The 25,906-nt window shown below is 50.1% G+C and carries 22 protein-coding genes; 15 read left to right on the plus strand and 7 right to left on the minus strand.

Translation table 11 applies throughout. The features are described from left to right. Positions 1 to 34: 34 nt before the first annotated feature. On the minus strand, positions 35 to 2,698 hold the full coding sequence (gene ppdK / locus BWM17_RS01400) for a pyruvate, phosphate dikinase (RefSeq protein ID WP_309492095.1): 2,664 nt from the start codon (positions 2,696 to 2,698) through the stop codon (positions 35 to 37). A 137-nt stretch (positions 2,699 to 2,835) separates the two neighbouring features. Here ppdK and BWM17_RS01405 point away from each other — a divergent pair, with 137 nt between their 5' ends. From BWM17_RS01405 to BWM17_RS01415, 3 genes are all read left to right on the plus strand, one after another. Beyond that, a complete protein-coding gene (locus tag BWM17_RS01405) occupies positions 2,836 to 3,357 on the plus strand; it encodes a nitroreductase family protein (RefSeq protein ID WP_309492096.1) in 522 nt (173 codons plus the stop codon). Between the two features lie 62 nt (positions 3,358 to 3,419). Further along, positions 3,420 to 5,180, plus strand: coding sequence for an ATP-dependent DNA ligase (locus BWM17_RS01410; protein ID WP_342766486.1), 1,761 nt, complete (start codon positions 3,420 to 3,422; stop codon positions 5,178 to 5,180). A 70-nt stretch (positions 5,181 to 5,250) separates the two neighbouring features. Then, entirely contained in the window at positions 5,251 to 6,684 is a 1,434-nt protein-coding gene (locus BWM17_RS01415; protein WP_309492098.1) for a TrkH family potassium uptake protein, read from the plus strand. Positions 6,685 to 6,688: 4 nt separating this feature from the next. Here BWM17_RS01415 and BWM17_RS01420 read toward each other — a convergent pair whose 3' ends face one another. The 4 genes from BWM17_RS01420 to BWM17_RS01435 all read right to left on the minus strand — a co-directional run bounded on the left by BWM17_RS01420 (position 6,689) and on the right by BWM17_RS01435 (position 11,629). Beyond that, positions 6,689 to 7,369: a TrkA family potassium uptake protein gene (locus tag BWM17_RS01420; RefSeq protein WP_309492099.1), complete on the minus strand. Its 681-nt coding sequence runs from the start codon at positions 7,367 to 7,369 to the stop codon at positions 6,689 to 6,691. Between the two features lie 223 nt (positions 7,370 to 7,592). Continuing rightward, positions 7,593 to 8,867 carry a PGF-pre-PGF domain-containing protein gene (locus BWM17_RS01425; protein WP_309492100.1) on the minus strand — a complete coding sequence of 425 codons (1,275 nt, stop codon included), beginning with the start codon at positions 8,865 to 8,867 and terminating at the stop codon, positions 7,593 to 7,595. A 124-nt stretch (positions 8,868 to 8,991) separates the two neighbouring features. After that, positions 8,992 to 10,452, minus strand: coding sequence for a homocitrate synthase/isopropylmalate synthase family protein (locus BWM17_RS01430; RefSeq protein WP_309492102.1), 1,461 nt, complete (start codon positions 10,450 to 10,452; stop codon positions 8,992 to 8,994). A 25-nt stretch (positions 10,453 to 10,477) separates the two neighbouring features. Further along, entirely contained in the window at positions 10,478 to 11,629 is a 1,152-nt protein-coding gene (locus BWM17_RS01435) for a Xaa-Pro peptidase family protein (protein ID WP_309492103.1), read from the minus strand. Between the two features lie 107 nt (positions 11,630 to 11,736). On the opposite strand from BWM17_RS01435, the gene BWM17_RS01440 reads away from it, so the two are divergent. The 11 genes from BWM17_RS01440 to BWM17_RS01490 all read left to right on the plus strand — a co-directional run bounded on the left by BWM17_RS01440 (position 11,737) and on the right by BWM17_RS01490 (position 23,196). Beyond that, positions 11,737 to 11,907, plus strand: a complete 171-nt coding sequence (locus BWM17_RS01440) for a hypothetical protein (RefSeq protein WP_309492104.1) — start codon at positions 11,737 to 11,739, stop codon at positions 11,905 to 11,907. Positions 11,908 to 11,917: 10 nt separating this feature from the next. Next, a complete protein-coding gene (locus tag BWM17_RS01445; protein WP_309492105.1) occupies positions 11,918 to 15,469 on the plus strand; it encodes an AAA family ATPase in 3,552 nt (1,183 codons plus the stop codon). Continuing rightward, on the plus strand, positions 15,466 to 16,161 hold the full coding sequence (locus tag BWM17_RS01450; RefSeq protein WP_309492106.1) for a hypothetical protein: 696 nt from the start codon (positions 15,466 to 15,468) through the stop codon (positions 16,159 to 16,161). The genes BWM17_RS01445 and BWM17_RS01450 overlap by 4 nt, the downstream gene beginning before the upstream one ends. After that, positions 16,139 to 16,780 carry an SMC-Scp complex subunit ScpB gene (gene scpB, locus BWM17_RS01455; RefSeq protein ID WP_309492107.1) on the plus strand — a complete coding sequence of 214 codons (642 nt, stop codon included), beginning with the start codon at positions 16,139 to 16,141 and terminating at the stop codon, positions 16,778 to 16,780. Before BWM17_RS01450 ends, scpB begins: the two co-directional genes overlap by 23 nt. Positions 16,781 to 16,867: 87 nt before the next feature. Next, positions 16,868 to 17,836, plus strand: coding sequence for a GTP 3',8-cyclase MoaA (gene moaA / locus BWM17_RS01460; protein WP_309492108.1), 969 nt, complete (start codon positions 16,868 to 16,870; stop codon positions 17,834 to 17,836). A gap of 51 nt (positions 17,837 to 17,887) precedes the next feature. Continuing rightward, complete coding sequence (gene moaC / locus BWM17_RS01465) at positions 17,888 to 18,337, plus strand: cyclic pyranopterin monophosphate synthase MoaC (protein WP_309492109.1); 450 nt, start codon at positions 17,888 to 17,890, stop codon at positions 18,335 to 18,337. Continuing rightward, complete coding sequence (locus tag BWM17_RS01470) at positions 18,334 to 18,864, plus strand: molybdenum cofactor biosynthesis protein B (RefSeq protein WP_309492110.1); 531 nt, start codon at positions 18,334 to 18,336, stop codon at positions 18,862 to 18,864. Before moaC ends, BWM17_RS01470 begins: the two co-directional genes overlap by 4 nt. A gap of 8 nt (positions 18,865 to 18,872) precedes the next feature. Next, a complete protein-coding gene (locus BWM17_RS01475; RefSeq protein WP_309492111.1) occupies positions 18,873 to 19,676 on the plus strand; it encodes a tRNA pseudouridine synthase A in 804 nt (267 codons plus the stop codon). A 61-nt stretch (positions 19,677 to 19,737) separates the two neighbouring features. Further along, complete coding sequence (locus BWM17_RS01480; RefSeq protein WP_309492112.1) at positions 19,738 to 21,810, plus strand: AAA family ATPase; 2,073 nt, start codon at positions 19,738 to 19,740, stop codon at positions 21,808 to 21,810. A gap of 19 nt (positions 21,811 to 21,829) precedes the next feature. Further along, a complete protein-coding gene (locus tag BWM17_RS01485; RefSeq protein WP_309492113.1) occupies positions 21,830 to 22,588 on the plus strand; it encodes a hypothetical protein in 759 nt (252 codons plus the stop codon). Continuing rightward, a complete protein-coding gene (locus BWM17_RS01490; protein ID WP_309492114.1) occupies positions 22,585 to 23,196 on the plus strand; it encodes a hypothetical protein in 612 nt (203 codons plus the stop codon). Before BWM17_RS01485 ends, BWM17_RS01490 begins: the two co-directional genes overlap by 4 nt. Here BWM17_RS01490 and BWM17_RS01495 read toward each other — a convergent pair. Together BWM17_RS01495 and BWM17_RS01500 are read right to left on the minus strand one after the other, a co-directional pair. Beyond that, positions 23,193 to 23,438 carry an Lrp/AsnC ligand binding domain-containing protein gene (locus BWM17_RS01495; RefSeq protein WP_309492115.1) on the minus strand — a complete coding sequence of 82 codons (246 nt, stop codon included), beginning with the start codon at positions 23,436 to 23,438 and terminating at the stop codon, positions 23,193 to 23,195. The two genes, BWM17_RS01490 and BWM17_RS01495, sit on opposite strands and share 4 nt — an antisense overlap. Before the next feature lie 101 nt (positions 23,439 to 23,539). Then, on the minus strand, positions 23,540 to 24,424 hold the full coding sequence (locus tag BWM17_RS01500; RefSeq protein ID WP_309492116.1) for a coenzyme F420-0:L-glutamate ligase: 885 nt from the start codon (positions 24,422 to 24,424) through the stop codon (positions 23,540 to 23,542). 98 nt (positions 24,425 to 24,522) lie between these two features. On the opposite strand from BWM17_RS01500, the gene BWM17_RS01505 reads away from it, so the two are divergent. Further along, positions 24,523 to 25,905, plus strand: coding sequence for a TldD/PmbA family protein (locus BWM17_RS01505; protein WP_309492117.1), 1,383 nt, complete (start codon positions 24,523 to 24,525; stop codon positions 25,903 to 25,905). The last annotated feature ends 1 nt before the right edge of the window (position 25,906 follow it).

The raw sequence follows: 25,906 nt of genomic DNA on the forward strand, positions 1-25,906 counted from the left end.
CCCAAGACGGTTATAAAACTATCAGCCTAGGCTGTCAGTCGCCCTTTTGAGGGCTGAGACTTACCTTTTCCTCCTTCAGCTTAGCCTGAGCAGCTGCCAGCCGGGCTACTGGCACCCTGAAGGGAGAACAACTCACGTAGTCGAGGCCTAGGCTGTGGCAGAATTCGATGGAGCTGGGTTCCCCGCCGTGTTCTCCGCATATGCCGACTTTAAGGTCTTTCCTCGTACTCTTACCTAGCTCCACGGCTATCTTCATGAGCTTCCCCACCCCTTGGCGGTCTAGGACCTCGAAGGGGTTAACCTCCAGAATCTTCCGATCCAAGTATTCATGGATGAACTTGGCCTCAGCGTCATCGCGGCTGAAGCCGAAGGTCGTCTGAGTTAGGTCGTTGGTTCCGAAGGAGAAAAACTCCGCGTGCTTGGCGATCTCGTCAGCAGTGAGGGCCGCCCGGGGCACCTCCACCATGGTTCCAATGGAATAGTTCACCTTGATGCCTCTCTGCTCCATGACCTCCTGGGCCTTCTGCTCTACCAGACGGCGGAGCTGGGCTATTTCCTCCGCTATTCCGACCAAGGGAAGCATGATTTCTAGGTCAACTGTCACACCTTCTTTGGCCAGCTCCGTAGCCGCTTCGAAGATAGCCCGAGTTTGCATTTCGTAGATTTCCGGGTACCTGATGCTCAGCCGGCATCCCCTATGCCCCAGCATGGGGTTATGCTCCGCCAATTCTTGGGCTTTCTTCAAGATTTTCTCCTTAACCTTCAAGGCTTCAAGGTCCTTACCTGTCAGCCTTAGGGTGGCGACTTCCTCGATGAGTTCGTCGATCCGGGGGAGAAACTCGTGGAGAGGCAAGTCCAGAAGCCTTATGGTGACGGGAAGTCCTTTCATTTCCCTGAAAATCTGCTTAAAGTCCTCTTTCTGCATGGGCATAAGCTTCTCCAAGGCTCTTTTCCGGTCCTCATCCGTAGGGGAGAGAATCATCTCCTGAACGATGGGCAGCCGGTCTTGAGCATTGAACATTCTCTCCGTCCGGCATAAGCCGATGCCTTCCGCCCCGAAAGACCTCGCCTTAGCCGCGGCGACGGGAGTGTCCGCGTTAGCTCTGACCTTCAAAGTCCGAGCCTCGTCAGCCCAAGCCAAAAGTTGGCCTAGCTCTTTGCCGATTTCCGGCTCAACCATGGGCGCTTTTCCCAAGATCACCGAGCCTGAGGCCCCGTCGATGGTGATGATGTCGTCCTTGTTTACCTCCACGTCTCCTGCGTAGAATTTTTCCTTTTGGAGGTCGATTTTTATCTCCTCGCATCCCACTACGGCAGGCTTACCCATCCCTCTGGCTACGACGGCAGCGTGGCAAGTCATGCCTCCTCGGCTTGTGAGAACTCCCTTAGCGGCCACCATGCCGTGGATGTCTTCCGGGGTGGTTTCAGGCCTTACAAGGATTACGGCTTCCCCTTGGCTGCCTCTTCTGTCGGCTTCATCCACATCGAAGACAACCCTGCCCACAGCGGCCCCTGGGGAGGCGGGGAGGCCTTTGGCTATGGGCTTAACATCAGCCTTAGGGTCGATGTGGGAGTGGAGAAGCTGAACCAGTTGGTTAGGCTGAACCCTCAAGAGGGCTTCCTGAATGTCTATCAGCCCTTCCTGAACCATGCTTACGGCGATGGTGAGAGCCGCTTGAGCCGTTCGCTTACCTGCCCTAGTCTGAAGCATGTAGAGTTTACCTTTCTCCACGGTGAACTCCATGTCCTGCATGTCTTTGTAGTGTCTTTCAACCCGCTCGCAGATCTGAGCCAGCTGCTCGTAGAGAGCAGGAGCCTCTTCCTTGAGGCTTTCCACAGGTTTAGGGGTCCGTATGCCCGCTACTACATCTTCACCTTGAGCGAAACTCAGATACTCACCGTAGAGCTTCTTCTCCCCTGTGGAGGGGTTTCTAGTGAAGACAACTCCTGTCCCGGAGTCAGGGCTTAGGTTTCCAAAGACCATGGTCTGAACGTTTACAGCCGTGTAGAGGTCGTCGGGAATCTGGTTAACCCTCCGATAGACGATGGCTCGAGGGGTATACCAAGACTTGAACACGGCTGTGACGGCCATGAAAATTTGCTCCCAAGGGTCTTGGGGGAAGTCCCGGCCTGTCTCCTCCTTTATGAGTCTTTTGTATTCTTCCACGACCTCAGCTAGGGCTTCAGCGTCCAGTTCTAAGTCTAGTTTAACGCCTCTCTTCTCCTTAGCTGAGTTGAAAATCTTCTCAAACTTCTCCCCGTTGATCCCGAGGACAATCCTCCCGAACATTTGGAGGAGTCTGCGGTAGCAGTCCAAGGCGAACCTCCGGCTTCCACTCAGTCTTTCCAAACCCTCCACGGTGCGGTCGTTAAGGCCTATGTTCAACACCGTGTCCATCATGCCCGGCATGGAAATAGGGGCTCCTGAGCGGACTGAGAGAAGAAGAGGATTAGAAGGGTCGCCTAACTTTTTCCCTGTCTTAGCTTCTATGGTTCGGAGTTTTTCTCGAAGTTCATCCTCTAATCCCGGGGGAAATTTTTGCCCATGGGTGAAAAACTCTCTGCAGGCTTCTGTGGTGACGGTTAAACCTGGGGGGACAGGGAGGCCCAGCTGAGTCATCTCCGCTAGGTCTGCGCCTTTACCTCCCAAGATTTTTCTCAGATGTTTTCCTCCTTCTTCGAAAAGGTAAACCCACATCTAGACCACCACGGTTAAGGCGACTATAACTACAAAACTCATGTAGGTTATATACATTTCTTACCTTCGAACAGCCTACGAAGCTGGAGCCCATTGCTTTTATACCGCCAACATCCAAGACAGTTACGGGAAGGCAGATGGAAGTCTTAGAAGCCATCCGAACTAGGAGAAGCATTCGAAGCTACAAAAAAGAAGAAGTGAAAGATGAAGATCTGAACAGGCTCTTGGAAGCAGGCCGCTGGGCGCCTTCAGCCGGCAACGTTCAACCTTGGGAGTTCATCGTTGTCAAGAGGGGAGAAGCTAAGGCCAAACTGGCTCAAGCCGCCCTAAACCAGAGGTTCATAGCCGAAGCTCCCGTGGTCATTGTAGTTTGCGCCGACTTGCAGAGGGCTTCGTGGGCCTATGGGGAACGAGGGGAGACTCTCTATTGCCTTCAAGACACAGCTGCTGCTGTCCAAAACATGCTACTCGCTGCTCATGCCCTAGGTTTGGGAACATGCTGGGTGGGAGCCTTCCACGAAGAAGCCGTGAGACGCTCGCTAGACATCCCCCCACGGGTCAGACCTGTAGCTCTTCTACCCATCGGCAAGCCCGCGGGGAGACCTCCTTCCATGTCTAAAAGGCCCTTGGGCGAGATCCTTCATTTCGAAAGATTCTAAAGAGACTCTTCAACCATTAAAAGCAGAGTTCCCGGAGCCCGAAAGACTTGGGCAAAGAAGACATGAACTATTCCCTCCTCGTGGAGATGTATGAGAGAATAGAGGCGACGACCAAACGCTTAGAGATCACCGACTACCTAGTAGATCTTTTCAAGAAGACACCGAAGAAGCTCATCGACAAAGTCGTATATATGACCCAAGGAAAGCTTCACCCCGATTATATGGGGATAGAGCTGGGAATAGCGGAAAAACTGGCCATCAAAGCCATCTCCCTCTCCTCCGGAGCTGGAGAAGTCGAAGTGGACAAGGCGCTGAAAAAAATAGGGGACATTGGGGAGGCGGCTGCGAAATTTCTGGGAAAAAAAACTCAGGTTACTCTCTTCCACGAGCCCCTCACCGTTAGCAGGGTGTATGAAACTATGGACAGGATAGCCTTGTCCACAGGGGAAGGTGCCCAAGAAGCCAAGATCAAGCTTTTGGCCAGCCTCCTTTCCGACGCTGAGCCTGAAGAAGCCAAGTACATCGTCAGAACGGTGACCGGGAAGCTTCGGCTTGGGGTAGCGGACATGACTATTCTAGACGCCTTGGCTGTTGCTTTCTGCGGCTCCAAAGAAAACAGACCTCCATTGGAAAGGGCCTACAACCTCTCCTCAGACCTAGGAGGCCTAGCCGCGGCGGTGGCGGAGAGGGGTTTGGAGGGCGTCAAAAAATTTAAAATAACCGTAGGGAAACCCATCAGGCCCATGTTGGCTGAACGGCTGGCATCCCCTCAGGAAATCCTTGAAAAGATGGGAGGCCGGTGTGCCGTAGAATACAAGTACGATGGAGAGCGACTTCAGATTCACAAGGAGAAAGACAAAGCCACAATTTTTTCCAGGAGGCTGGAGAACATCACCCACCATTACCCGGATGCTTGCCAGCTGGTAGTGAACCATGTTCAAGCCTCAGCGGCCATCGTGGAATGTGAAGCCGTGGCTATAAACCCTGACACAGGGGAAATGATGCCCTTCCAAGAGCTGATGCATAGAAGGCGGAAATATGGCATCCAAGAGGCGATGAAGCTTTATCCTGTTTCCCTTTTCCTCTTCGACCTCCTTTATGCGGACGGGGAAGACCTCACCCTTAAACCCTATCCTGAAAGACGGAGGGTTCTGGAGAGCTTGGTGGAGGAGGGGGAGAGCATCAAGCTTGCCAAAGCTTTGGTCGTTGACAACGCGGAGGCCTTGGAGAAGTTTTTCGAGGAAGCCGTCGCGGAGGGATGCGAAGGCATCTTAGCTAAAGCCGTCTATCCTGAGTCCGTCTACCGGGCTGGAGCTAGGGAGTGGCTTTGGATAAAATATAAACGGGACTACCAGGCTCTTTTAACAGATACCGTGGACTTGGTGGTCGTCGGAGCCTTCCACGGCCGAGGGCGGAGGGCTGGAACCTACGGCGCTCTGCTCCTCGCAGCATACAATGAAAAGGAGGACGTCTTCCCCACTGTGTGCAAGATCGGCTCAGGCTTCACCGACGAGGACTTGGAGAAACTTCCCAGGATGCTGAAAGACTATATCATACCTCACAAGCATGCTAGGGTTGTAACTCAGATGAAGGCGGATGTCTGGTTTACCCCCAGCCTAGTCCTCGAAGTTTTAGGAGCTGAAATAACCCTGAGCCCTGTTCACCCTTGCGGGATAAACCGTATAAGAAAAGGAAGCGGCTTGGCCATTAGGTTTCCTAGATTTACAGGCCGATACCGGGAGGACAAAAGCCCGGAAGACGCCACCACTGAGGATGAGATCGTCGAGCTTTACCTTAAACGGCTGAAGAAGGTTGAAGCATGAAGCTTGGCGAAATGAAAAGTCAGCGAGCTGCGTTTCTTCAACCTTCCTGTTGACGTAAGCGGTGGAAACGGTGTCCAGAAACATACCTTCCTACTTGGCTTACATCATTCTCGCAATAGGCTTAACTTTGTTCATTCCAGCTCTTTTAGGTCTTTTTTACGGGGAATTTCGCGAAAGCATGGTCTTCACCACCATAGCAGGGTTATCATGCACCGCAAGTTTGCTAACACTGTGGAGGACTACTCCTGGAGAAATTTCATACCTAGAAGCTATGGTGATAGCGGCTCTGGGGTGGTTACTGGTTTCGTTTTTAGGCGCCATTCCCTTCATACTAATAGCCCAGATGACGCCTTTAGATGCTTATTTTGAGGCTATGTCCGGCTTCACCACCACGGGAATGACCTTGCTAGACGTGGAACATATTCCTTTCAGCCTACTTTTCTGGCGGGCCCTCACCCAGTGGATCGGAGGCGTGGGTATCGTCCTCCTTTTCATTCTCTTCGCTTCCCCTGCGGGAATCGGCATTTGGAGGCTTTATAGAGCGGAAGCACGAGAGGAACGGTTGGCGGCTAAGGCTAGGGACACCGTGAAGATGATATGGGTAACCTACGTCGGCTACACGGCGGCATGCGCCCTTCTCCTGTGGATAGTGGGGTTTAGTCCTTTCGACGCTCTTACTCATTCTTTTACAACTTTATCCACGGGCGGTTTCTCGACCCGTAACCTGAGCATCGGGGCCTTTGGCAACCCCTTTGCGGAAGTCATAATAATGATCTTCATGTTTTTGGGAGGAACAAGCTTCCTCACCCACATGAGAGTCTTTACTAAGACTCCCAAAGCCTTCTTCAGAAGCATTGAGGTTCAAATCTGCTTACTCATCATCGCCGTCTCCACCTTCCTTGTCACAGCCGACTTGCTCACCCATCAAGTATACCAAGGAATTGAGACCCTCAGAGCCGCTGCTTTTCAGGTGACATCCATCTTAACGACCACGGGATACACCACGGTGGACATAAACAGTTTTCCAAACCTCTCCAAAAGCATCTTCACTGTTTTGATGACAATAGGTGGAGGGGTAGGCTCTACCGGGGGAGCTATGAAAATTCTCAGAATCGTCATCTTATTCAAGCTTGTAGCCTACACTATAACAAAAGCCATTCTTCCCCCGGGAACCGTTAGACCCATGAAGCTGGGCGGACATGCGCTTCGGGAGGAGGAAATCCTCAGAGTAGCCGGCTTCTTCGCCGCCTACATTTTTCTTCTCACAGTCCAATCTCTAATTCTGGCGTTTTCTGGCTACGATATCGTAGGTTCTGTATCTGCAGCCTTCTCAGCTCAAGGAAACATAGGTCCAAGCTTTCTATCCATCAGCAGCAACATGCCAGTCCTACCCAAGCTCACCCTTATTTTCGGCATGTGGGCTGGCCGGCTGGAAATTCTCCCTATATTAATTCTACTTTCCCCGGCCACTTGGCGGGAGTTCTCAAGACTTGGAGAAAGGTAACAACCTAATGGGTTTCTAGTTTTCCAGTGAACATTTCCACTATTTTTTTGATGCCGTCAAGTTTGTTGGCATGGATGAGAACTTCGTCGTCAGGCTGTATGGAAAGGTCTTTACTGAGAGGAGACAGCTTGCCTTTCCGGAAGATTCCTAGAATAGTGTAACCATTGGGGAGGTGAAGTTCGCTTGCCGGCTTGTTAACTACTTTTGAATTTTTTTCAACCTTTAAAGTGAAGATTTCAGCTTCTTTATCCCCTAAGAGGAGGAAATCTCTAATTCTGAATAGGGACTGATAAAGGTGCTCAGCCACGATCTCGTCCGGGGTGATCGTTGTTCCGATTTTGCTGAAAAGCTGAATGTGCTCGGGATCTCTGACAACCGATATGAGGTGGGGGATTTTGAACTCCTTACCCAGAGAGCCCACCATTAAGTTCACTGAATCATCCCCGGTGGCTACAACCAGCGCGTCTGCCTTATCGGCTCCTGCGTTGTCAAGGTTCTCCTTGTCTCCAGCATCTCCGCAGATTACCAAGGCGTCGACTTCAGAGGCGAAAGTGTTGCATCTGTCTTCATTTTTGTCGATAATAGCCACGGTGTGCCCCCGGTTTATGAGGGTTCGGGCGAGACTTTCTCCGACTCCGCTCAGTCCTACGATTATCACGTACAAAGGAAAATCTTCCCCATCCATCCCCTTGTATGCTGAACTACACGCAAGGTGGGGAGTATGAAAACTAGGTCTGAAATATTTGGAAGAGGACCTGGGAATCCTTCTTTCAGAGACAGGGTCACCTTATGTCAATGGGGATTTCTATCCCTTAGGTATAAAAAGATTGAGGTAGACGCCTCCTTATACGGCTTTCGCCTGCACTTTTACAACTTTCAAATTCAAGTTAATGTGGAAGTTTTCTCTCTTAAGAGGCTATTCTCCTCAATACTCCTATTATAATGACTCCTACACCTAAGATAACCCAGAACGGAAGAATTTTCATGAAATACTCACTTTCTGATGTCGATTCCCCCAGATCTTCCACAGAAATAGAGGTGTCTACCGGTTTTGATGCTGGCGTAGGCGTGGGGGTGGGGGTAGGAGTGGGAGTAGGAGTGGGGGTTATTTCAGGCGGAGATTTAGAAGCGGGAGTGGGAGTAGGAGTGGGTATGGGCGTAGGGGTAGGAGTGGGAGTAGACGAAGAGATGTCTTCCAGACTTGCTGTTTTCGAAGCCAGTTTTTTGCCTGTAATGGCGAAGACGGATAGCCCTGGGGTTTCAGCCTCAAAATATGTATTGTCAACATCTTCACCAATCTTAGTCGTGGGCATGATGTTCCACCTATCCTCAGAGTATCTTTGTAGCGAAATTGTCAACTCGTCGATATTGCTTTCCACAATCCATCGATTCTCCACTTTAAAGGAAATCTTCACCGCCAAGATGTCCGCATCCTCCAAGTTGAATTTTTCAATCACTATGTAAGCATATGCTTCCCCGGTAGCAACCTCTTCAACAGAGGCAGGGACAGACTCGACTCTTGTTAAGAAAATTTTCACATCGTCAACGTCGGTTTTAGCTTTGATCTTCAACTCTATGATAGGTAATCCTCCAGCTTCCTCAAGGGTAACGTTCACCCATCGCCCTTCTTGGAGGGAGGGTATTGTGAGAGCAACTCCTCTGGGTATAGTAGAAATTGTTAGGGCTGCCTCACCGTTGGAAAAAGCATAGGTGGGAGATTGGAAAAGCCAATCTGACGGCGAGTCTGTATCTTCTCCATTGGGAAACCTCTGCCAGCTTCGAAAGTCGTCAAAGAGGTCGCTCAAGATAGGCGTTCTGTCTACCTCGTTTCCAAAGCTGTCGCTCAGGATGAGAGATTCTTCTTCATCGCTTAGCCACTGAGAGGATAAACGGATAATGTAATAGGAGCCGGCGGGTATCACGGTGTTTGGTCCTATTATGTAGCTTGTTACTCTTCCATGAGTAGTAGTGATAGTCCAGCCGCTTATGTCCACTTCCTTATCCGAAGGATTGTACAGTTCAATCCATTCTTTCCCCACATCCGCTCCCGGAGGGTTCTGTTCAAACTCGTTGATTACGATAGGATAGGCGGGAGCGGAGGTTAATGGAGGATAAACAGCAAGATAACTAATGAAAAGCAGGGATAGCAAGACCGATGCGTTTAAAAAAATTGTTTTGCTCACTGATCTCTAATAGACTCATCGTTGAGAGAACATAAAAACGTAGTGCTTGTTTTTCCTTGTAAGGGGAAAATAGGCGCCCAGAAGCCGGCTATATGCCCCCTTTTACGGCAAGCTAGAGGGGATACTATTTATATTCGTCGAAAACGATGGAAGTGCTGGTCTCTAATATCTCCCTGTTTTCCCTTCGGATTTCTCCTGTTAATCGGTCAAGAAGCTGGGGGCTGCGGATTCCTCGAACATCCAAAATGAAATCCCAGTCTCCAGACACGTCCCTAATCCTTACGGGAAGAGAATTTTCCAAGAATTTTTTCCTGATTCTTTTAACCAAACTTAACTCGTCGCAGGCAGGTTTGACTTTGAGGAAAATTAAGGCGTCAAGTTCAGTTTCGCCCGTGCCGGCTTGGTCGGAGGGTGGGGTTCCCAGTTTTTCTTCAATGATCCTCCAAACTTCAGGTCGACGGAGGGGGCGTCCCTTAGCCATGGAAATGTCCCGGATGTTGTCAATGATGGCGGCTTTGACCTCCTTAGGAACTTCACAGCCTTCTAAGAGCTTCTCCACCAGTTCTTTAGACTGCATGGCTCCAAACTCGAACTCTCTTTTTAACCCGTATTTCTCCCAGTTGATGGTCTCGTAAGTTTCAGGACAGCGTAACACTCCTTTCTGGTGGGAGCCGGCCTTATGGACCCGAGCAAAGTAGCCTAGGATGGGAAAAGTAGGCGGGATAGGTATTCCGGAAGCCGCTGACACATAACGGTAAAGGGGAGGAATCTCCTTAAAATTGACGCCCGTGTCCACTCCGTAGAAGGTTTCTAGGTTATCCATCAAAGTGGCTAGGTCGGCTATTCCGCATCTTTCTCCCAACCCCATGACGGCTACATGGACGCCGGTTGCTCCTCCCATGAGACCGGCCACGGAATTAGCCACCGCTAAGCCGCGGTCATTGTGGCAGTGAACATCCACTGGAACCCTAACGTTTTTCACCAAGGTTTCGATGATGCTTCGGAAGCGGCTGGGCTCAACCTGACCCTTGGTATCAGGGATCCTCAGAACGTCGACTCCCGCCTCCTCAGCTACATGGGAGACCTGGATGAGGGTTTCCAGGGGGACGCTGGTAGCGTCTTCCATAGTGTATTGGACTACCTTAAAGCCTAGATCTTTTTTGGCAAACTCTATTATCTCGCCTATTCTCTGGAGAGCCTTCTCCAAAGGGAGACCGTCAAGTTTATACATGAGATGCTTCTCCGAGGGGGCTAAGACCACCACTACACCGTCGGTTTCGCATTCCTGAGCCACTTCTACATCTGCCTTGAGAGTTCTGCAGTGGCTGAGTAGTACGGCATCTCTGTAGCCTTTCTCTTTGAAGAGTTTAACAACCGCCTCAACCCCCTCCCGATATTTGGGGCTGTAGGGTTGCCCTATTTCTAGGACTGTTTTCTTCGCCAAAACCCTGTAAAGCATCTCAGCTATAGCACATTTTTCCTCGGGTTTGAAATAAACCCCGGGAGTCTGCTCTCCCTCTCGCAAGGTTGTATCCAGAATCCTCTGTAAGGCTATCTTCGCCTCAGCCACAGGTGTTCCCTTCAACTTTTCAAGATCGATACTTTGAGGATTAATAAACCCTCTTTTGACTTTCGGTTAGAAGCCTAGGGCCGCTACGGGTAACTGCCACAAGGTCTTCAATCCTTACTCCGAAACTTCGAGGAAGATAAACCCCCGGTTCCACGGTTACCACGTTTCCATGCTGGAGGACATCTTGGCTACGGGCAGAGAGCCTAGGGGCCTCATGTACATCAACCCCAACCCCATGCCCGAGACTGTGGATAAAATAAGCGTCGAAGCCTTCTTCGCTGAGAACCTTCCGTGCCATGGCATCCACTTCCCAGCCTTTCAGTCCCGGGAAAAGCCTTTTCAACACCTCAGACTGAGCTTTGCAAACCGCCCGGTAGACTTTAATCTGTCTTGGAGACGGCTTACCTACGAAGACCGTTCTCGTCAAGTCTGAGTGGTAGCCGGCGAACCTAGCTCCGATGTCTATGACCACCGTGTCACCCTCTCGGAGCCTTCTATCAGTACATCCGCCATGGGGGAAACTGGACCTCAGCCCCGAGGCTACTGTGGTGTCAAAGGCACATCCTTCAGCACCCTTCTTCCTCATGGCATACTCGCCTTCAGCAGCCACCTCATATTCCTTAACTCCGGCTTTGACGGCTTCCACAGCTGCTTCCAAACCTGCATCAGCAATCTTGGCCGCTGCCTTCAGTATTTCCAGTTCAGCCTCGTCCTTAACCTGCCTCATGCGAGAAAGAATTTCAGGACGATGTTCGAATTTCCTCTTGGAGAGTTTTTTTCTAAAAAATTGAAACCTAGGGAAAGACAATTCGTCGAAGCCTATTTTCTCCGCAGGAAAGTCTTGGAGCCTTTCAGCCACACTCTCATCTGGGTTTTCACTCGTCCTTAAAATTTCCAAATCCATATCTTTAACTTCATTCTTAACCAAAGCACTGTCCATGAGGGAGGTGAACAGAATCGGCCTAGCTTCGGGGGTTACCAGCATCGCGTGAGCGGCCCTGCGTAAGGGAGAACTGGCGGTTAGATACTGAATATTAGAGGGGGATGCACAGAGATAAGCGTGAAATCCGAGTTTGGTCAATTCAATGTTTAAATCTGCAACACGACGGCGAGACTTATTCCTGAGGGAGCGCATCTCTTTCGCCTTTGGAGGATACTTTTTAAATCTTTTAGGCATATTTTCGACCGACATTTCTTGGGAGGGGGTCTCCGTATCAGATCATTTTATACAAATGTATCTAAATAGATCTGCTTAAGATAGAAAGCTTTTTAAAAGTTTTAAGATAAAAATACAGCAAGTTGAACGAGAACTGCCCCTTCTTCAGCCTATTTTATCCTGTTCTGGTGAAAAAAAGATTTTTACCGTTATTTGGACAGGATATATTAGGTTTTGATATGCCCCGACGTTTCGCTTTTCTTATCTTTAGAGGGAACTCTCAAAAAACAGTAAAATCAGCAATAAGGGAATAGGAGGAGCCCATTGGTAACCATAAAAAAATTGGAGATGGTGGGTTTCAAAACCTTCGCCAGGAAAACTTCGATTACCTTTGATAAAGGCCTCAATGTCATCGTAGGGCCCAATGGAAGTGGAAAAAGCAACATCGTGGACGCCATCCAGTTTGTCCTCGGAGAGCTAAGTTGGAGGGCTTTGAGAGCGACCAGCAACTTTTCCTCTCTCCTGTTTCACGGCAACGGGGAAGTACCTAGGGCTAGGTATGCCACCGTCACCCTTCATCTGAACAACCAAGACAGGAAAATTCCAGTGGACACAGATGTGGTCACAATTTCAAGGCATATTGGAAGCGACGGAACGAGCATTTACAAGGTTAATGGGAAAAAATACTCCCGAAGCACATTACTGGATCTTTTGGGTGTAGCTTCTCTTACAGGAAGCATGAACATCATCTTCCAAGGAACAACTATGAAAATAGCGGACTATTCTCCGGAAGAACGTAGAGAGAACATAGAGAACATTATCGGGATATCGGAGTACGACAAGAAAAAGCAGGAGGCACGGGAGCAACTTAGGGAGGCTGAAACCAACATCAAAGTTGCCCAAGGAAAATATGAGGAAATAAAGAAAAGAGTTATCGAATTGGAAAGAGAAAGAAACGACCTTCTTCGATATAATTACGTGAAAAATCAGTTGGCGACGTTGAAAGCAAATCGTCTTTCAGTCCGCATCCAGAAACTAGACGAAGAGCTGGAAAGGCTGAAAAAAGAGGTGGAAGATAGGTCAAGGCAGCTGAGCGATTACCGGCTTCAGAAGGAAAGACTGGAAGCTGAACGCCACGCCAGGCAAAAGGATATGCATGAATACACTGTTAGAGTGGTAGATAAAGGTGGAGATCAGCTGGTTTCCATCCAAAGCCAGATCGGCGACATCAACTCCGAGATCGCGGGCCTTAAGACCACCATATCTTCGGCTCAGACAAATCTCAAAACCCTAGAAGTTATGCGCTTAGAAAAAATGGAGGCGTTGAAGAAACTACGCGAAGATGCAGTCGCTGTTCGGAGAGAACGGGCGAGGCTTATAAGAGCTAGAAATCAGATTCAGGCTCTTCTATCCCAAAAAGAAAAAGCTGCAGAGCAGATTAAAGGCAAAATATGGGAGATAAAAAATTCTCTGGACGAAAACGCTGCTAAACTTTCCAGCTTAGAAGAGGAAACGAGGAAACTGGAATCCGAGCTGGCTCGTCTACACGTGAAAATCAAGGCTGAAAAAGAAAGCGTTAATGTGTTAACAGATCAGCTTCAAGTTTTAAACTCTCGAAAGGCAACCTTCGAAAACCTGCATGAGAGTTTCTCCAGCCGCCTGAAGGAAGTTAATGGACTTAAGCAGAAGGAACAGAAAGGCTACCAAGAAGTATTGGCGGCCATAGAGAGAATTAAAACTCAGAGGGAAATTGCTGAAGCTGAAATCTCCAAGGCTGACAAGATTGCGAAGCGGGCGAGAGTTAATGTGGCTGAGTTTGAATCTCGAAGAAATTTAGCCGACTCAGTACTTTCTGAGGAGAAGGCATTGGCGCACATAGAAGGCCTCGCTGAGTTGAAAGCTCTCTCGGGCGTTCACGGCAGACTGGCTGGGAAAATAAGGATTGCAGCCGGGTACAGAAAAGCGGTGGAAGCCGCTGCGGAAGGCTGGCTTCAAGCCTTGATAGTTGAGAACTTGGAAGTGGTCAGAAGATGCGCGGACAGTTTGAAGAGGGCTAAAATAGGCAGGGTTAAGCTTCTTCCCTTAGCGAGTTTAGAAAAAGTTCGGTCCGTAGGGAAACCGCCTATTGAAGGCATATTGGGCTCAGCGGCTTCTTTTGTGGAATGCGCCAACAAGTTTAGACCTGCTGTCAACTTTGTTCTAGGAGACACTCTTGTGGCGGTGGACGGGGAAACAGCCCTCCAAGCTTCGGCGAAAGGCTACAGGGTTGTAACGGTGGAGGGGGAAGTCTACGAGCCAGGCATACGGCTGGAGGTAGGCTTCTACAGGGAGCCCATAGACCTTTCAGACGTTATCCCCAGCGGGGAAACCGTTAAAATGCTGAATGAAACTGTAGCCTCTTTTGAACGCCTCCTCAGCAGGAGACAGGCTGACTTGAAGCATCTGAGCGAAGAACTAATCAGGCTGGAGGGTGAGAAGGTGCTTCGGGAGGATACGATAAAGTTTCTTGAACGGGAGGCCGCGGGCTTAACCCAAAACATGGAAAGAGCTCACAAAAGCATTGTTGAATTGAATAGGAGAATCAGAAGTTTCACCCATCGACGCGATAAACTTCAAGCTGAAATCGAAGGAGCAGAGGCTAGAGTAGCTCAGATTGAACAGAGGCTGCATAAGCTACGGGTTGAGGCAGCGAACATAAGGAAAAAGTTGAAGCCGGAAACCATGACCAAGTTGGAAGGTGAGAACGCTGAGTTGGAGAGTGAAATCAGTGAATATCACCGTCGACTCAACGAGATTAACAGTCAACTGTCCTCCAACGAGTCCAACCTAGAACACGTATATCTGCCTTCTCTGAAAACAGGGAAGAGAGAACTCTCTGGAATAGAGAAAAACATCAGAAAACGAAGAGAGGAAATAGAGGTAGCTAAAAGGAGAATGGAGGAAGCTGAGTCTAAGCTTAAAAGTTTACAGCGGGAGAAAGAAAACTTTTCAGCAATGATGACTACGAAGAAGGAGGAATACAGGAAATTCGAGGAAGAAATCGAGAATATCAACAAGGAGCTCCAGAGGATTGAAAAACGATGCGAGCCCCTCAACGAAGAAATCAACGGACTAAACCAGAGAATTCTCAGACATCAATTGGAACGAGAGCAGATCATCAACGAACTTAAGAGCCTAGGATACGAGCAGCCCCGGGAAGTAAGTGTAGAGGAAGAGAGAGTTTCTGAAGGGCTGTTTGAAAGTTTTCAAAGGGAACATGATCGCCTCTATGGAAGGTTAAACATGAACGCTGCAGCCCTCTATCCAACTCACATGAAAACCTACAAGGAACTTTCCACGAAGATAAACCAGCTGGAGGAGGAAAAGAGAGAAATATTAACGTTCATGGAGAACGTGGAGAGAGAAAAGAGAGATGCCTTCTTCTCAGCTTTGGAGAAACTTAACCAGAAGTTCTCCGAAACTTTCAGCGCCATAACAAACGGCAAGGGGTGGATTCAATTGCAGAACCCCGATGAGCCTTTCTCGGAAGGCTTGGACATCATCGTGGAGTTTCCAGGAAAACCTCCTATGCCTGTGGCTGCGGCCAGCGGCGGGGAGAAATCCGTGGTAGCTGTATGCTACATCTTCGCCCTCCAAAGCCTCACCAAGACTTCTCCCTTCTACATCCTCGACGAGATAGACGCTCATCTTGATTCCGTGAATGCTTCAAGGCTGGCCGAACTGCTGGCCAGAGAATCGAAGGAGTCGCAGATGATAGTTATTTCGTTCAAAGACACTGTGGCTGCTAAGGCGGACAAGATTTTCGGAGTCTACGTGAAAAACGGAATATCATACCTCCACTCTCTCCCTCTGCAAGTGATGGAGGCTGCTTCATGAGTTCACGGCCTAGAGAAAAACCTTTCTGGCTCAGGCCGCCTTGGCAGATTCTCTTCGACTTGGCGAAGCTTTACAAGGTTCGCCCATGGGATTTAAACATAGCTCGCTTGCTGTCCACCTTTCTGAATGAAATGAGGAAGACAGGGTACATCGACTTCGCTGCTTCAGGCACGGCTTTACTGTCCTCCAGCACTATTCTCCGTCTTCAGTCGGAAACGATAATGAAGCCTGAAGAGCCTCCTGAAACCCCTGAAGCCAAGCCAATGGAGCCTATTCCTCCTGCGCTTCAGCTGCCTTTTCGATACGAGTTTACTTCAACAACTTTGGACAATCTTTTAGCGGCTTTGGAGGAAATTTTAAAAATTGAAACCGTAAGAAAAACCATTAAAGTTTCGCCGATCACTCCTCCTGTGGCTGAGTTTTTCCGAGAATATGAACAGTTTACCATTCAAGAAGATGAGCTGGAAGATTTTTATGTTCAACTTCAGCAAAAGCTCAAAGGTAAAGCCACTTTACCTTTATCCCAGTTGGTCAAGGGAAAAAACAGGCTTGAAACAGTGCGAATTTTCATGATCCTTCTGTTTCTAGCTTCCCAAGGCCGGATTGAACTTATTCAGGAAGAGGAATTTGGGGAAATTGAAATAGCCTTAAACTCGGAGCTCAGTGAAGTTGACAGAATCCTCACAACTTAAAGAACTGGATAAACATCCAGAGAAACTCCTCCTAGAGCCCACGGGGGAGGCTGAGGAGCTTCAAGCCAAAAAAAGGTTGATAGAGGCAGCCCTTTACGTTGCCGGTTATCCCTTGGAACTTAAAACCCTCTGCTCTGTAGCTCAGATATACTCAAAGAGAAAAGTTCAGGAGCTGGCCCGCAGCCTAGCTGAAGAATACAAAGCACGGAACGGTTGCTTGGAAATTTTAGAGCTGGAAGACGGAAGATTTGTGATGCAGCTGAAAACCGAGTATGTTCCCCGGGTTAGAAGGCTTTCAATAAAGCCGCTGTTAACCGAGGGTCCCTTGAGGACCTTGTCTTACATTGCCTATAAGCAGCCTGTGCCCCAAGCTAAGGTTATCGATGTGAGGGGTCCGCAGGCCTATGAACACATCCATAGACTGCAGGAGATGGGTCTCATCGGCCGGGAAAAGTTTGGAAAGTCCCATTTGCTGAGAACAACCTCGGTCTTCTCCGACTATTTCGGTCTGAGTAAAGAGCTGAAGTTGATGAAAAAGCAGCTGGAAGCCATGTTCACCCAAGCTGAAAAGGAGGCGACCAAACGGCGGGAAGAGAAAACCCCCGCTTCTCAAGGCTAAAAATTTTTCACTACGGCTTTTTAGCTTTCAATCTGTTAAAGAAAAAAGATATTACTGCGAATAGCTAAAAAAAAAGTTGTATTTCCATTGTTCTTTCAGGCGGCGGACTTCATGGTAACCGACAGCTACGGAAGGCCGATGACCAACCTGAGAATAGCAGTGACCCAGCGGTGCAACTTCAAGTGCATCTACTGCCATGAGGAGGGAGATCCTAGAAGAGGTGAAGCAGAACTGACTCCTGAAGAGATCAGGAGGATAGTTGAAACGGCCAGCGAACTGGGGGTGAAGAAAGTTAAGATAACGGGAGGAGAGCCGCTTCTCAGAAAAGACCTCTGCGAAATTGTTTCCGGAATCAGGGAGGTACATGGAATAGAGGAGGTTTCGATGTCCACCAACGGTTCCCTTCTTCTCGACTACGCCCATGCTCTCAAGGACGCAGGTCTGAAAAGGGTAAACGTTAACCTTCCCTCCATAAAGCGAGAAGTCTACCAGAAGGTCACCGGTTTCTCCCAACTGGACAAGGTTAAAAAAGGCCTTTTCGTCGCGGAGAAAGTAGGGCTGACGCCTGTTAAAATAAACATGGTAGTCCTTAGGTCGGTTAACGAAGGAGAGATATGGGATCTGGTGAACTTCATTGAGGGAAGAAACTTCGTCCTCCAGCTTATCGAGCTTGAAAGACTGGGGAATGGAGTTGCTTTTTATGAAAAATACTACGCAGATCTCCAAAGCATCCAAGAGCAACTGGAAGCCAGAGCTGCAGAGGTTACAGTTAAAAGTCTCCACAACCGTCGAGTTTACCGGCTGAAGGGTGGCGGGGCTCAGGTGGAATTGGTTAGGCCTTTTCACAACTCAGACTTCTGCATGAACTGCACTCGCATGAGGGTAACGGCCGGTGGGGAGCTGAAACCCTGCCTGATGAGGTGTGACAACTACGTGAATATCGCTTCCCCTCTGCGGAGAGCAACTTCAAAGGAGGAGTTAAAACGGATTTTCTTGGAGGCTGTAAAAAGACGGGAACCCTACTTTGGGGATGGAGGCTGCCGAAAAGTCTCATAGAGTTCAACCTCCGCAAGCCGCAAAACTTTAATTGGGGAATGAAACCTGAAGATGAAGAAAACCTCCATGGTGGATGTTACCCCTAAACCTGTGGTTTTCAGAGAGGCCTCCGCGGAAGGTCTCCTAAGGTTGAGACCGTCCACGGTGAGGAGGATCAGGAGAGGAGAGGTGGAGAAGGGAGACCCCTTGGAGGTGGCGAGGTTAGCCGGGATTCTAGCGGCGAAAAATACCAGTCAGTTTGTGGCCTTATGTCATCCTCTTCCCCTTACCCACGTGGATGTGGCGGTGGACATCGCTGACGGTCGAACTGTCAGGGTGGTTTCCACGGTGAGAGCTGAGGCTAAGACGGGGGTGGAAATGGAAGCCTTGGTGGCAGCCGCTACGGCCCTTCTAAACGTTTGGGATATGGTTAAAAAATACGAGAAAGACCGCGGGGGACAGTATCCCACCGCGGAGATTTTAAGTCTGCGGGTGAAAAAGAAGTTTAAGGGCGAACCTTGAGCAAGTCTTCTGTAAGGCATAAAAAAGAGGCGCCTTCCACCCTCCGTTTTGCTGTAGTCACCATCAGCACTTCTAAATACCAGCAGCGAAAAACTGGGAAGAATGTGGAGGATGAATCTGGGAAACTAATCGTCGACCTCCTCCAGCAGGCCGGCCATCGAGTTGTCTTTAGGGAGCTTATCCCTGACAGCCTCAGGAAAATTCGAAATATCCTCCGAAGGGCTTTAAGAAGACAGGACGTAGACGCCGTGGTCACAACGGGAGGTACAGGGGTAACTCCTAAGGACGTAACCATTGAAGCCGTAAAGGGTCTTCTGGAAAAGGAGCTTCCGGGCTTCGGGGAGCTTCTCAGAAAAATAAGCTATGAAAAAATAGGCTCCGCCGCCTTGATGACTAGGGCCGTGGCTGGGGTTTCCGGAGGGAAAGCAGTCTTCTGCCTGCCAGGGTCGCCTCACGCCGTGGAGGTGGGGGTTAAGCATCTCATAATCCCCGAGGCCCCTCATGTGGTTAAGCATGCCAAGGAGTAACCTTACCCTTGCCCCGTTACGCTGTCAGACTTTACTATGAGGGAGATGGATACCACGGTTTTCAACCTCAGAGGGAAAAGAGAACCGTAGGCGGGGAAGTCATTTCAGCCCTCCTGAGGTCAGGCCTCGTAAGCAGCCGGGTCTCCGCTCACTTTCAAGCAGCCTCTCGAACCGACCGGGGGGTCAACGCCCTCAATCAAACCGTCGCCTTTCACGCTGACCAGCCTCTCAACCTTCGAAGGCTTAACGCCTTCCTCCCCTGCGACATCAGAGCCTGGGCTTGGGCGGAGGTTCCTGCTCAGTTTAACCCGAGAAAAGAGGCTGTGGAGAGGCAGTATCTATATTTGGCTCCCTACCAAGGAGAGGACATGGAAAAAATGAGAGAAGCCGCACGGATTCTCTTGCAGCATACCTCTTCCCAAGCTGAGCATAGGAAGCGTGCAGACTGGCTTACACCCTTGAAAAAGCTTAAGGTTAAGCTGTGGCGAGGTTTACTTTTGTTCGAGTTTTCTTCCAAAGGCTTTGTGAAGGGGGCGGTAAGGAAGGCGTCGGGGCTTATTCTGAAAGTCGGCAGAGGAGAAATCCGGCTGGAGGATATAGGGCCTATGCTCCAAGAGAAGGAAAGCTGTTTGAGTATACCTCCGGCCCCTCCGGAGAATCTACTACTTGCAGACATAAAATATGAGAAGATAAAGTTCAAGGTGGACGGGGGGGCTGTGAGGGAAATCATGGGAAGGCTGCGGAAAACTGTCCACCGAGGGGAGTTTGCGAGGCTCTGCCTCGCCAAGCTACCCAGAAACGTTAATTTCTAGGCTTGCTAAGGTTATCTCTGAACCTAAGCATCTTCAGCGTAGGGCTACTGACGGGGTAAAAATGGGCGAAAGGCTTCCGGAAAGCCTTCCAAAAGGGGTTGACCTATCCCAGCCCAGAAGGAAGGTGTTCGTCAAAGAGATCGTCTTAGAGAACTTCATGTCCTACGAGTACGCCAAAATACCCCTGAAAGTTGGCCTCAACGTGGTCTGCGGCCCCAACGGCGCAGGGAAGTCTTCCATCCTCCTCGCCCTCTCCGTGGCGTTGGGCCAAGCCTATACAGAGCGGTCGAAGCGGCTCAGCGACCTGATAAGGAGGGGAAAGGAAAACGCCCGAGTGACCCTTCTTTTCGACAACTCCCCCGGGAAAGATGGGAGGAGACCCATTCCCAGCAGCGACTCCGATCTCTTCAGGCTTTCCCGCTATCTTAGGAAAAACGGGGAATACTGGTTTGAAGCGGACTATCGCGGGATTTCCAAAGGAGAACTTTCTCGGCTGTTGGACTCCTTCGGCATCAACCCCGACAACATGCTCATCATCATGCACCAGAACATGGTGGAGGAGTTCAGCGTTGTCTCCCCCCAGCAGAAACTCCTCATGGTGGAGGAAGCCGTAGGCTTCCAGCCCTACCGGCAGAGGATCATGGAAGCCCAGCAAAGGCTTATGGGACTTCTCAGCGAAGAAACCTCCATCGCCAGCCTCCTAGGTAGCGCTGAGCAGACTCTAGCTTACTGGAAAGAGCAATACGACCGGTACCTCCGAAAGAAGGAGCTACTTCAGAAGAAAAGCCAGTTGGAACGGGAACTGGCTTGGGCGCAAGTGGTTAAGTTGGAGAAATCCCTAGAGGCGGTGATGGAGGAGGAAGAAAGAAAAAGACGTAGGCTCATCCGAATTCGAGAAAACGCTGAAAAGACGAAGAAAGAGGGGAAAGAGCTCCAGCATGACATCGGTAAACTTCGGTTTGAACGCAACCAAAGCCTCTTCACTCTCATAGGCTGCGAAAAGGAAAAGGCTGGAAACGAGATCTACACTAAGCTTTCAGGCGAGTTTTCAGAGAGGATGGAAAGTCTTCAAGCCATGCTGGACAGGTTGGAAAACTCATCGGGAAGGAGCGAGGGAGACGGCTATAGGGCTGTTAGGGAAAAGATGGAGGAGATACAAAGTTGGCTTGAGGAAATTCAAAGCCATTCCCGAGCTTCCATGGTGAAAATGAAGGAATTGAATTCGAAAATCTCACTCCTCCAAAAAAGTCTGAGTTCCCTAGAACAGGAGTTAGACAGTCTTCAGGAAATGTACGTGGAGAAAAGGGTTAGGGAGGCTTTGCTGAATTATCAGGGGGAGGAATTAGAAGACCAGCTCCGGCAGTTGGGAAGAGAAGAGGACAGGCTTAAAGAGGAACTGGAGACTTTAGCCTCCCAAGCTAGGGAAATCGGGCCTAGGGTGGAAACCCACCGGCTTCCCCAAGAAATCAGCGACGAAATCAAAACTCTAACAGCCCACTTGGTCTCCTTGGCGGATGTTAATCCGGAGACTGAAAAAATCTACCGCAAATATCAGCGGGTATACGAAGAGCTGAAGCAGAAATCTGAAGTATTAGCGGAAAACAGGGCTAAGATGCTGGAGGAAGTGGATGTCCGGAAAAAGGCTTGGAGAAAAGTTTTGGAAAACTTCCTCGCCGAGCTTAACCAAACCTACAGGCAGTTCCTCTCCACCATAGGCGCCCTTGGAAACGTGAAACTGGTCAACGCAGAGGATGTGGAAACCGCAGGCCTAGAGCTCTACGTAGGCTTCCACGGCACAGCTCCTACCCCCTTAGACGCCTACACCCAGAGCGGAGGAGAACGGACAACAGCCATCATGGCCTTTCTGCTCGCCCTCCAAAGATACGTGAAGTCTCCTATTAGGGCGGTGGATGAGTTTGATATACACATGGACCCTAGAAATAGGGAGACAGTATCGAAGCTGATAGCGCAGACCGTCGGCGAACAAGAGCAAGCGCAGTATATAATTATAACGCCCTGGCATCTTCCAATCTTTGACCAAGAAGCTCACCTCATCATCGTTCAGAATGTGGCAGGAAGGTCTGAAGTTAAAACGGTGAACAGCTCTGAAGCCGGCTCGAAGGTCCAAGGATAACTTAGAACACCTCCTCAGGGTGATTTCCCTCTGTGAAACGGTAGAGCGGAGGGGGATCAACCCTTTTGAGGTTGAGGTTAAAGAAGCCCTGAACTCCCTCCGACGGCTTCTCGCAAGTTGGAAGTCCTTCGAAGAGCTCTGCCTAGACGCCCAAGCCATCAACAACCTCTCCAAGGTCGTTAGGCTTCAAGGGGACTGGATTAAACGCCGATCAGCCCTCCACGGAGTGGACCCTGAGACCGTTGAAGCCCGGATAGCGAAGCTGAAGCCCGAAGAGCTAGCCGGAGTCTTCTTAGGAGCATGGCGTCCGCTTGTTAGGCTGGAAAAGCTTTCCTTAGAAAGGTTGAAGGAAGCCTTCTGCTACTGGAAGGGGCTTCCTCCTCGAGGAGAACGTGGAGAAGATTTTCTCCTCCCTTCCTTGGAGGTTTCTACTTCCATGGATGAGGTTCTGAAAATGGTTTGGGAAGGGGAAGACTTTGATCAAACTCTTAGGAACTTCTGGGAGGAACTTCGCCTCAAGGCAAAGGAGGGGGGAGGTAAAATCTCCTACTGGAAGTTTGTGGCGGATGAAAGCTTCGCAAAGCTGGTGGTGAGAGCCTACCTGACCAGCTTTCTGCTCACCTACGGCTACGCCCGGCTGGAGGTGGAACCCTTAGAGGGGGACATAACCCTTATCCCTAACCCCGAACCGGTCACTAAGAAAAACGTCGGCTCATCGGTGGCCATATCTCTAGACCGTTTTCTCTGGGAAAAACTGCGGGAGGAAAAGACATCGTGACTGAGGAAGAAACCGCCGCGGCCTACGCCAGGAAGCTGAAAAGAGCAGCTCAAATGCTGTTTTTCCAGAGACACCGTGTTCCGGGCCTCCGAGGCTGGGAGCTGAGGAAATCCCTAGGCAAAGATTACATGAAAGTGGTGGAGCTTCTCAACTTCGAACTAGGGAAACTGGGCCTTCAGGTTAAAGTCATCCCGGAAACCAGTGAAACCGAGCGTCCGGAGAGGCTTACCGATGAGGAACTGGATAGGGCGAGGTTTTACATCACGCTGGGAGGCTCGCCTACGGCTACGGAAACCCAGCTGGCAGGATGGAGGATCGATGACCTAGCGGTGCTCGCGGCCTCCTTGGCCTACATCTTGGCAAGACAGGGGAAGGCTCCGAAAAGCGAGGTGGAGAAGCTTTTGAAGGAGAAGCTTCCCGAATGGAGGGTTAACCTCAGCCTCGACCGCTTCATCAAGATGAAATACTTGTCGTTGGATGAGAATGGGGTTCTCCGCTTAGACTGGAGGACGAGGGCGGAGGTGGATTTGAAAACATTGTTGGAGTTGCTTCTTACAGAGGAAACAACCTCGGCCTCCTCGGAGGGAAAAAGCCCTTCAACATCCTAAGATTTCAGAGACTTCTCAGCGGCGATCATGGTTAACGTGGACTTGACCTCAGGCATCCTTCGGAGCTTGCTTTCAACGAGAGCCTTAATTTCGTTTAGGTTTTCCACTTCCACCCGGAGAATGAGGTCGTAGATGCCGTAGATGCGGCTGACCTCCTTCACCGAGGGTGTACCTCGGATTTTCTCGGCTACTTCCTCGTCTGTTCCAGACTGCACATTGAGTAGCACAAAAGCCAAGGGCATTTCAAACACGTCTGCCTTGGGGAAATTAAATTTTTATGAATTCAACATTCAACGGTTAAAAGACTTTCGGTATCCCCCAAAAAATTTTCCTAACATGAAACCTAGTTTCCTCTCCGCCAGTCAGCGGAGCTAGTCCGTCTCAGAATGGCTATGGGGCAATGTTCTGTTTCTTTGAGCATCTTCCACGTCACTTCCGTCATGGCCACGTTGAACTTTTCCGCCACATCCCACATGGTTTTACCTGCCCCATAGCCGAGGATGTGATGGGAGGCTTCGGCCAAGTTCAAGGCTTCTTCCACTGTTAAAGCCTCCGGAGGATACACGGCTTTAGGAGTTGAACGGGGTTTAAGCTTAAACATCCTTCCAAAAAGGTAGTAGAGGAAGCCTCCTCCAGAACGAATGCCACTCACACCAGTAGGTGAAGGGGATAAGTGAAGCCTTCGAAAAGAATAGGTTTTATCCGAATCCACGATGAGAACGATGACGGATTTTTTCAGCCTCTGCTGGAAGGCAGCATAAATTTTTTCTGCCACATCCCCAGGTCTGGGGAGAGGAAGGCTGACGTAGGAATAGGGAAGGTTGGTGGCGTCGACGCCTCCCTCTGAGCTGAATCTTAAAGCTTGAAGCAAGCCGGTTTTCTCCAACACTAGCTGCTTATGCCTAGCTCCTTCAACTTGGGGGTAGTCTCTCAGCCGGAGCATAGTCAGAGGCTTCAGCCGGCATAGGAAACCCAGCAGATATCCCCAGCAAAGCCTCATCCACACTCGGACGAGAAACTGAGAGGCGAAGCCGGGTTCAACTTTGCTTTCGTCGACAATGTTCCCTTGGGCGATGGAGAGAGCTTTCTCTGAAACAGCTAAAATGTCCCCGTTTCTAACCAGCTTCCCCGCGGTTCGAAGAATTTCTTCCAAGTAGTTGGTTCCCGGAAGCCAGTAAGCTGTTCTAATTCTCTTAACCTTCAGCCCGGGAATTTTCGGAGGAGACATCCAAGGTTAACCGGCATGGATGACCAAAAAAACTTTCCGCAACCTGAGGCAATTAATAATAAGGGCTTTTCGAATACCTTTCCGTAGGAGTTAAGCCCATGGAAGACATCCTTCTTTACGCTGTTCACGTGGGAGAAAAACTCGGCGCCGACTTCGTGGAGGTCCGAGGCCAAGAACTCCATAAGACATCGGTAACCACTAAAGACGGAAAACCGGAGCATATCAGAGAAGGCTTCGAAGAAGGCTTAGGCATAAGAGTGCTAGCCCGTGGGGCTTGGGGTTTCCTATCCCTAAGAAAAACAGACCGGGAATCAATAAGGGAAGCGGCGGAGAAAGCCTACAAGTTGGCCCTGACCTCCAGCCGGGAGATTAAAGAGCCTGTGAAGTTGGCGGAGGTCAAGCCTGTGCGGGATAGGGTGGTTAAGAAGCCTAAACTTTCCCCCACCGATGTCTCCTTGGAGCAAAAGGCGGAACTGGCTCTAAGCATCGACAGGGACATTTTCAGCCTAGTTCCTCAGGTGAAAAGCTGCACTGTTAATTACCTCGACGTGGTGGGCGTGAACTACTATTTTTCCAGTGAAGGAGCCCGCATCCAACAGGACAGCCTCCACGTTTGGCTGAGAGTTTACGCCACGGCGTCTGAGGGGGAGGTATTCGCCTCCGCCAGTGAGGAGGTGGGTTCCACCAAGGGTTTTGAAACCTTTGAAAGACAGGTCCTAGAAAAAGTGAGCAGCAGGGTCTCCCGGCGGATCAGGGAGCAGTTGAAGGCGGAACTGCCCAAAGGCGGAGTCTACCCGGCTGTCTTAGGCTCCAACGTGGTAGGGGTCTTCATCCACGAAGCCTTCGGCCACCTAGCGGAAGCAGACCTAGCGTTAGCCGGCTCGGTGACATTAGACAAAATGGGAAAGAGAATAGCCTCGGAGGCAACGAGCATCTTCGACGATGGAACGCTGCCTGGAGCCTTCGGTAGCTTCCGCTACGACGACGAAGGTGTTCCAGCTCAGCGAACCCCGTTGGTGGAGAAAGGCGTGGTAGTGGGGCTGATGCATTCCCGGGAAACAGCAGGCCGGCTGGGTGTTCAGCCTACTGGAAACGCTAGAGCGGAAAGTTTCAGGTTTACACCAATAATCCGTATGAGAAACACCTATTTGGCTCCAGGAGATCAGAGCTTAGAAGAGCTTCTAGAGCCCATTCGTTTCGGCTACTATCTGAAAACCCTCAGAGGAGGACAAGCCAACTTAGACGGCACTTTTCAGGTGGGCATTCAGGAAGGCTACAAGGTTATCAGGGGAGAAGTCTGCGAGCCGGTGAGAAATCTTTCCATGAGCGGGCACACTCTTCAGACACTCCTGAAGATAGAAGCTGTAGGGAAGGATTTCCAACTCTGGCCGGGACGGTGTGGAAAAGGCCAGACTGCCTTCATCTGCGACGGAGGCCCTTCCATCAGAGTAGGGGAGGCTCAGCTGGGAGGGAGAGGATAAG

It is taken from the genome of Candidatus Hecatella orcuttiae, assembly GCF_002009985.1.
GTDB classification, from domain to species: domain Archaea; phylum Thermoproteota; class Bathyarchaeia; order Hecatellales; family Hecatellaceae; genus Hecatella; species Hecatella orcuttiae.

Excerpts from the sequence above, each read along its gene's own strand:
- BWM17_RS01480 (WP_309492112.1), top strand. The coding sequence starts at position 19,738 with ATGGGCGAAAGGCTTCCGGAAAGCCTTCCAAAAGGGGTTGACCTATCC.
- BWM17_RS01495 (WP_309492115.1), bottom strand. The coding sequence starts at position 23,438 with ATGCCCTTGGCTTTTGTGCTACTCAATGTGCAGTCTGGAACAGACGAG.
- BWM17_RS01420 (WP_309492099.1), bottom strand. The coding sequence starts at position 7,369 with ATGGATGGGGAAGATTTTCCTTTGTACGTGATAATCGTAGGACTGAGC.
- moaC (WP_309492109.1), top strand. The coding sequence starts at position 17,888 with ATGAAGAAAACCTCCATGGTGGATGTTACCCCTAAACCTGTGGTTTTC.
- BWM17_RS01405 (WP_309492096.1), top strand. The coding sequence starts at position 2,836 with ATGGAAGTCTTAGAAGCCATCCGAACTAGGAGAAGCATTCGAAGCTAC.
- BWM17_RS01410 (WP_342766486.1), top strand. The coding sequence starts at position 3,420 with ATGAACTATTCCCTCCTCGTGGAGATGTATGAGAGAATAGAGGCGACG.
- BWM17_RS01435 (WP_309492103.1), bottom strand. The coding sequence starts at position 11,629 with ATGTCGGTCGAAAATATGCCTAAAAGATTTAAAAAGTATCCTCCAAAG.
- BWM17_RS01450 (WP_309492106.1), top strand. The coding sequence starts at position 15,466 with ATGAGTTCACGGCCTAGAGAAAAACCTTTCTGGCTCAGGCCGCCTTGG.
- ppdK (WP_309492095.1), bottom strand. The coding sequence starts at position 2,698 with ATGTGGGTTTACCTTTTCGAAGAAGGAGGAAAACATCTGAGAAAAATC.
- BWM17_RS01500 (WP_309492116.1), bottom strand. The coding sequence starts at position 24,424 with ATGTCTCCTCCGAAAATTCCCGGGCTGAAGGTTAAGAGAATTAGAACA.
- BWM17_RS01505 (WP_309492117.1), top strand. The coding sequence starts at position 24,523 with ATGGAAGACATCCTTCTTTACGCTGTTCACGTGGGAGAAAAACTCGGC.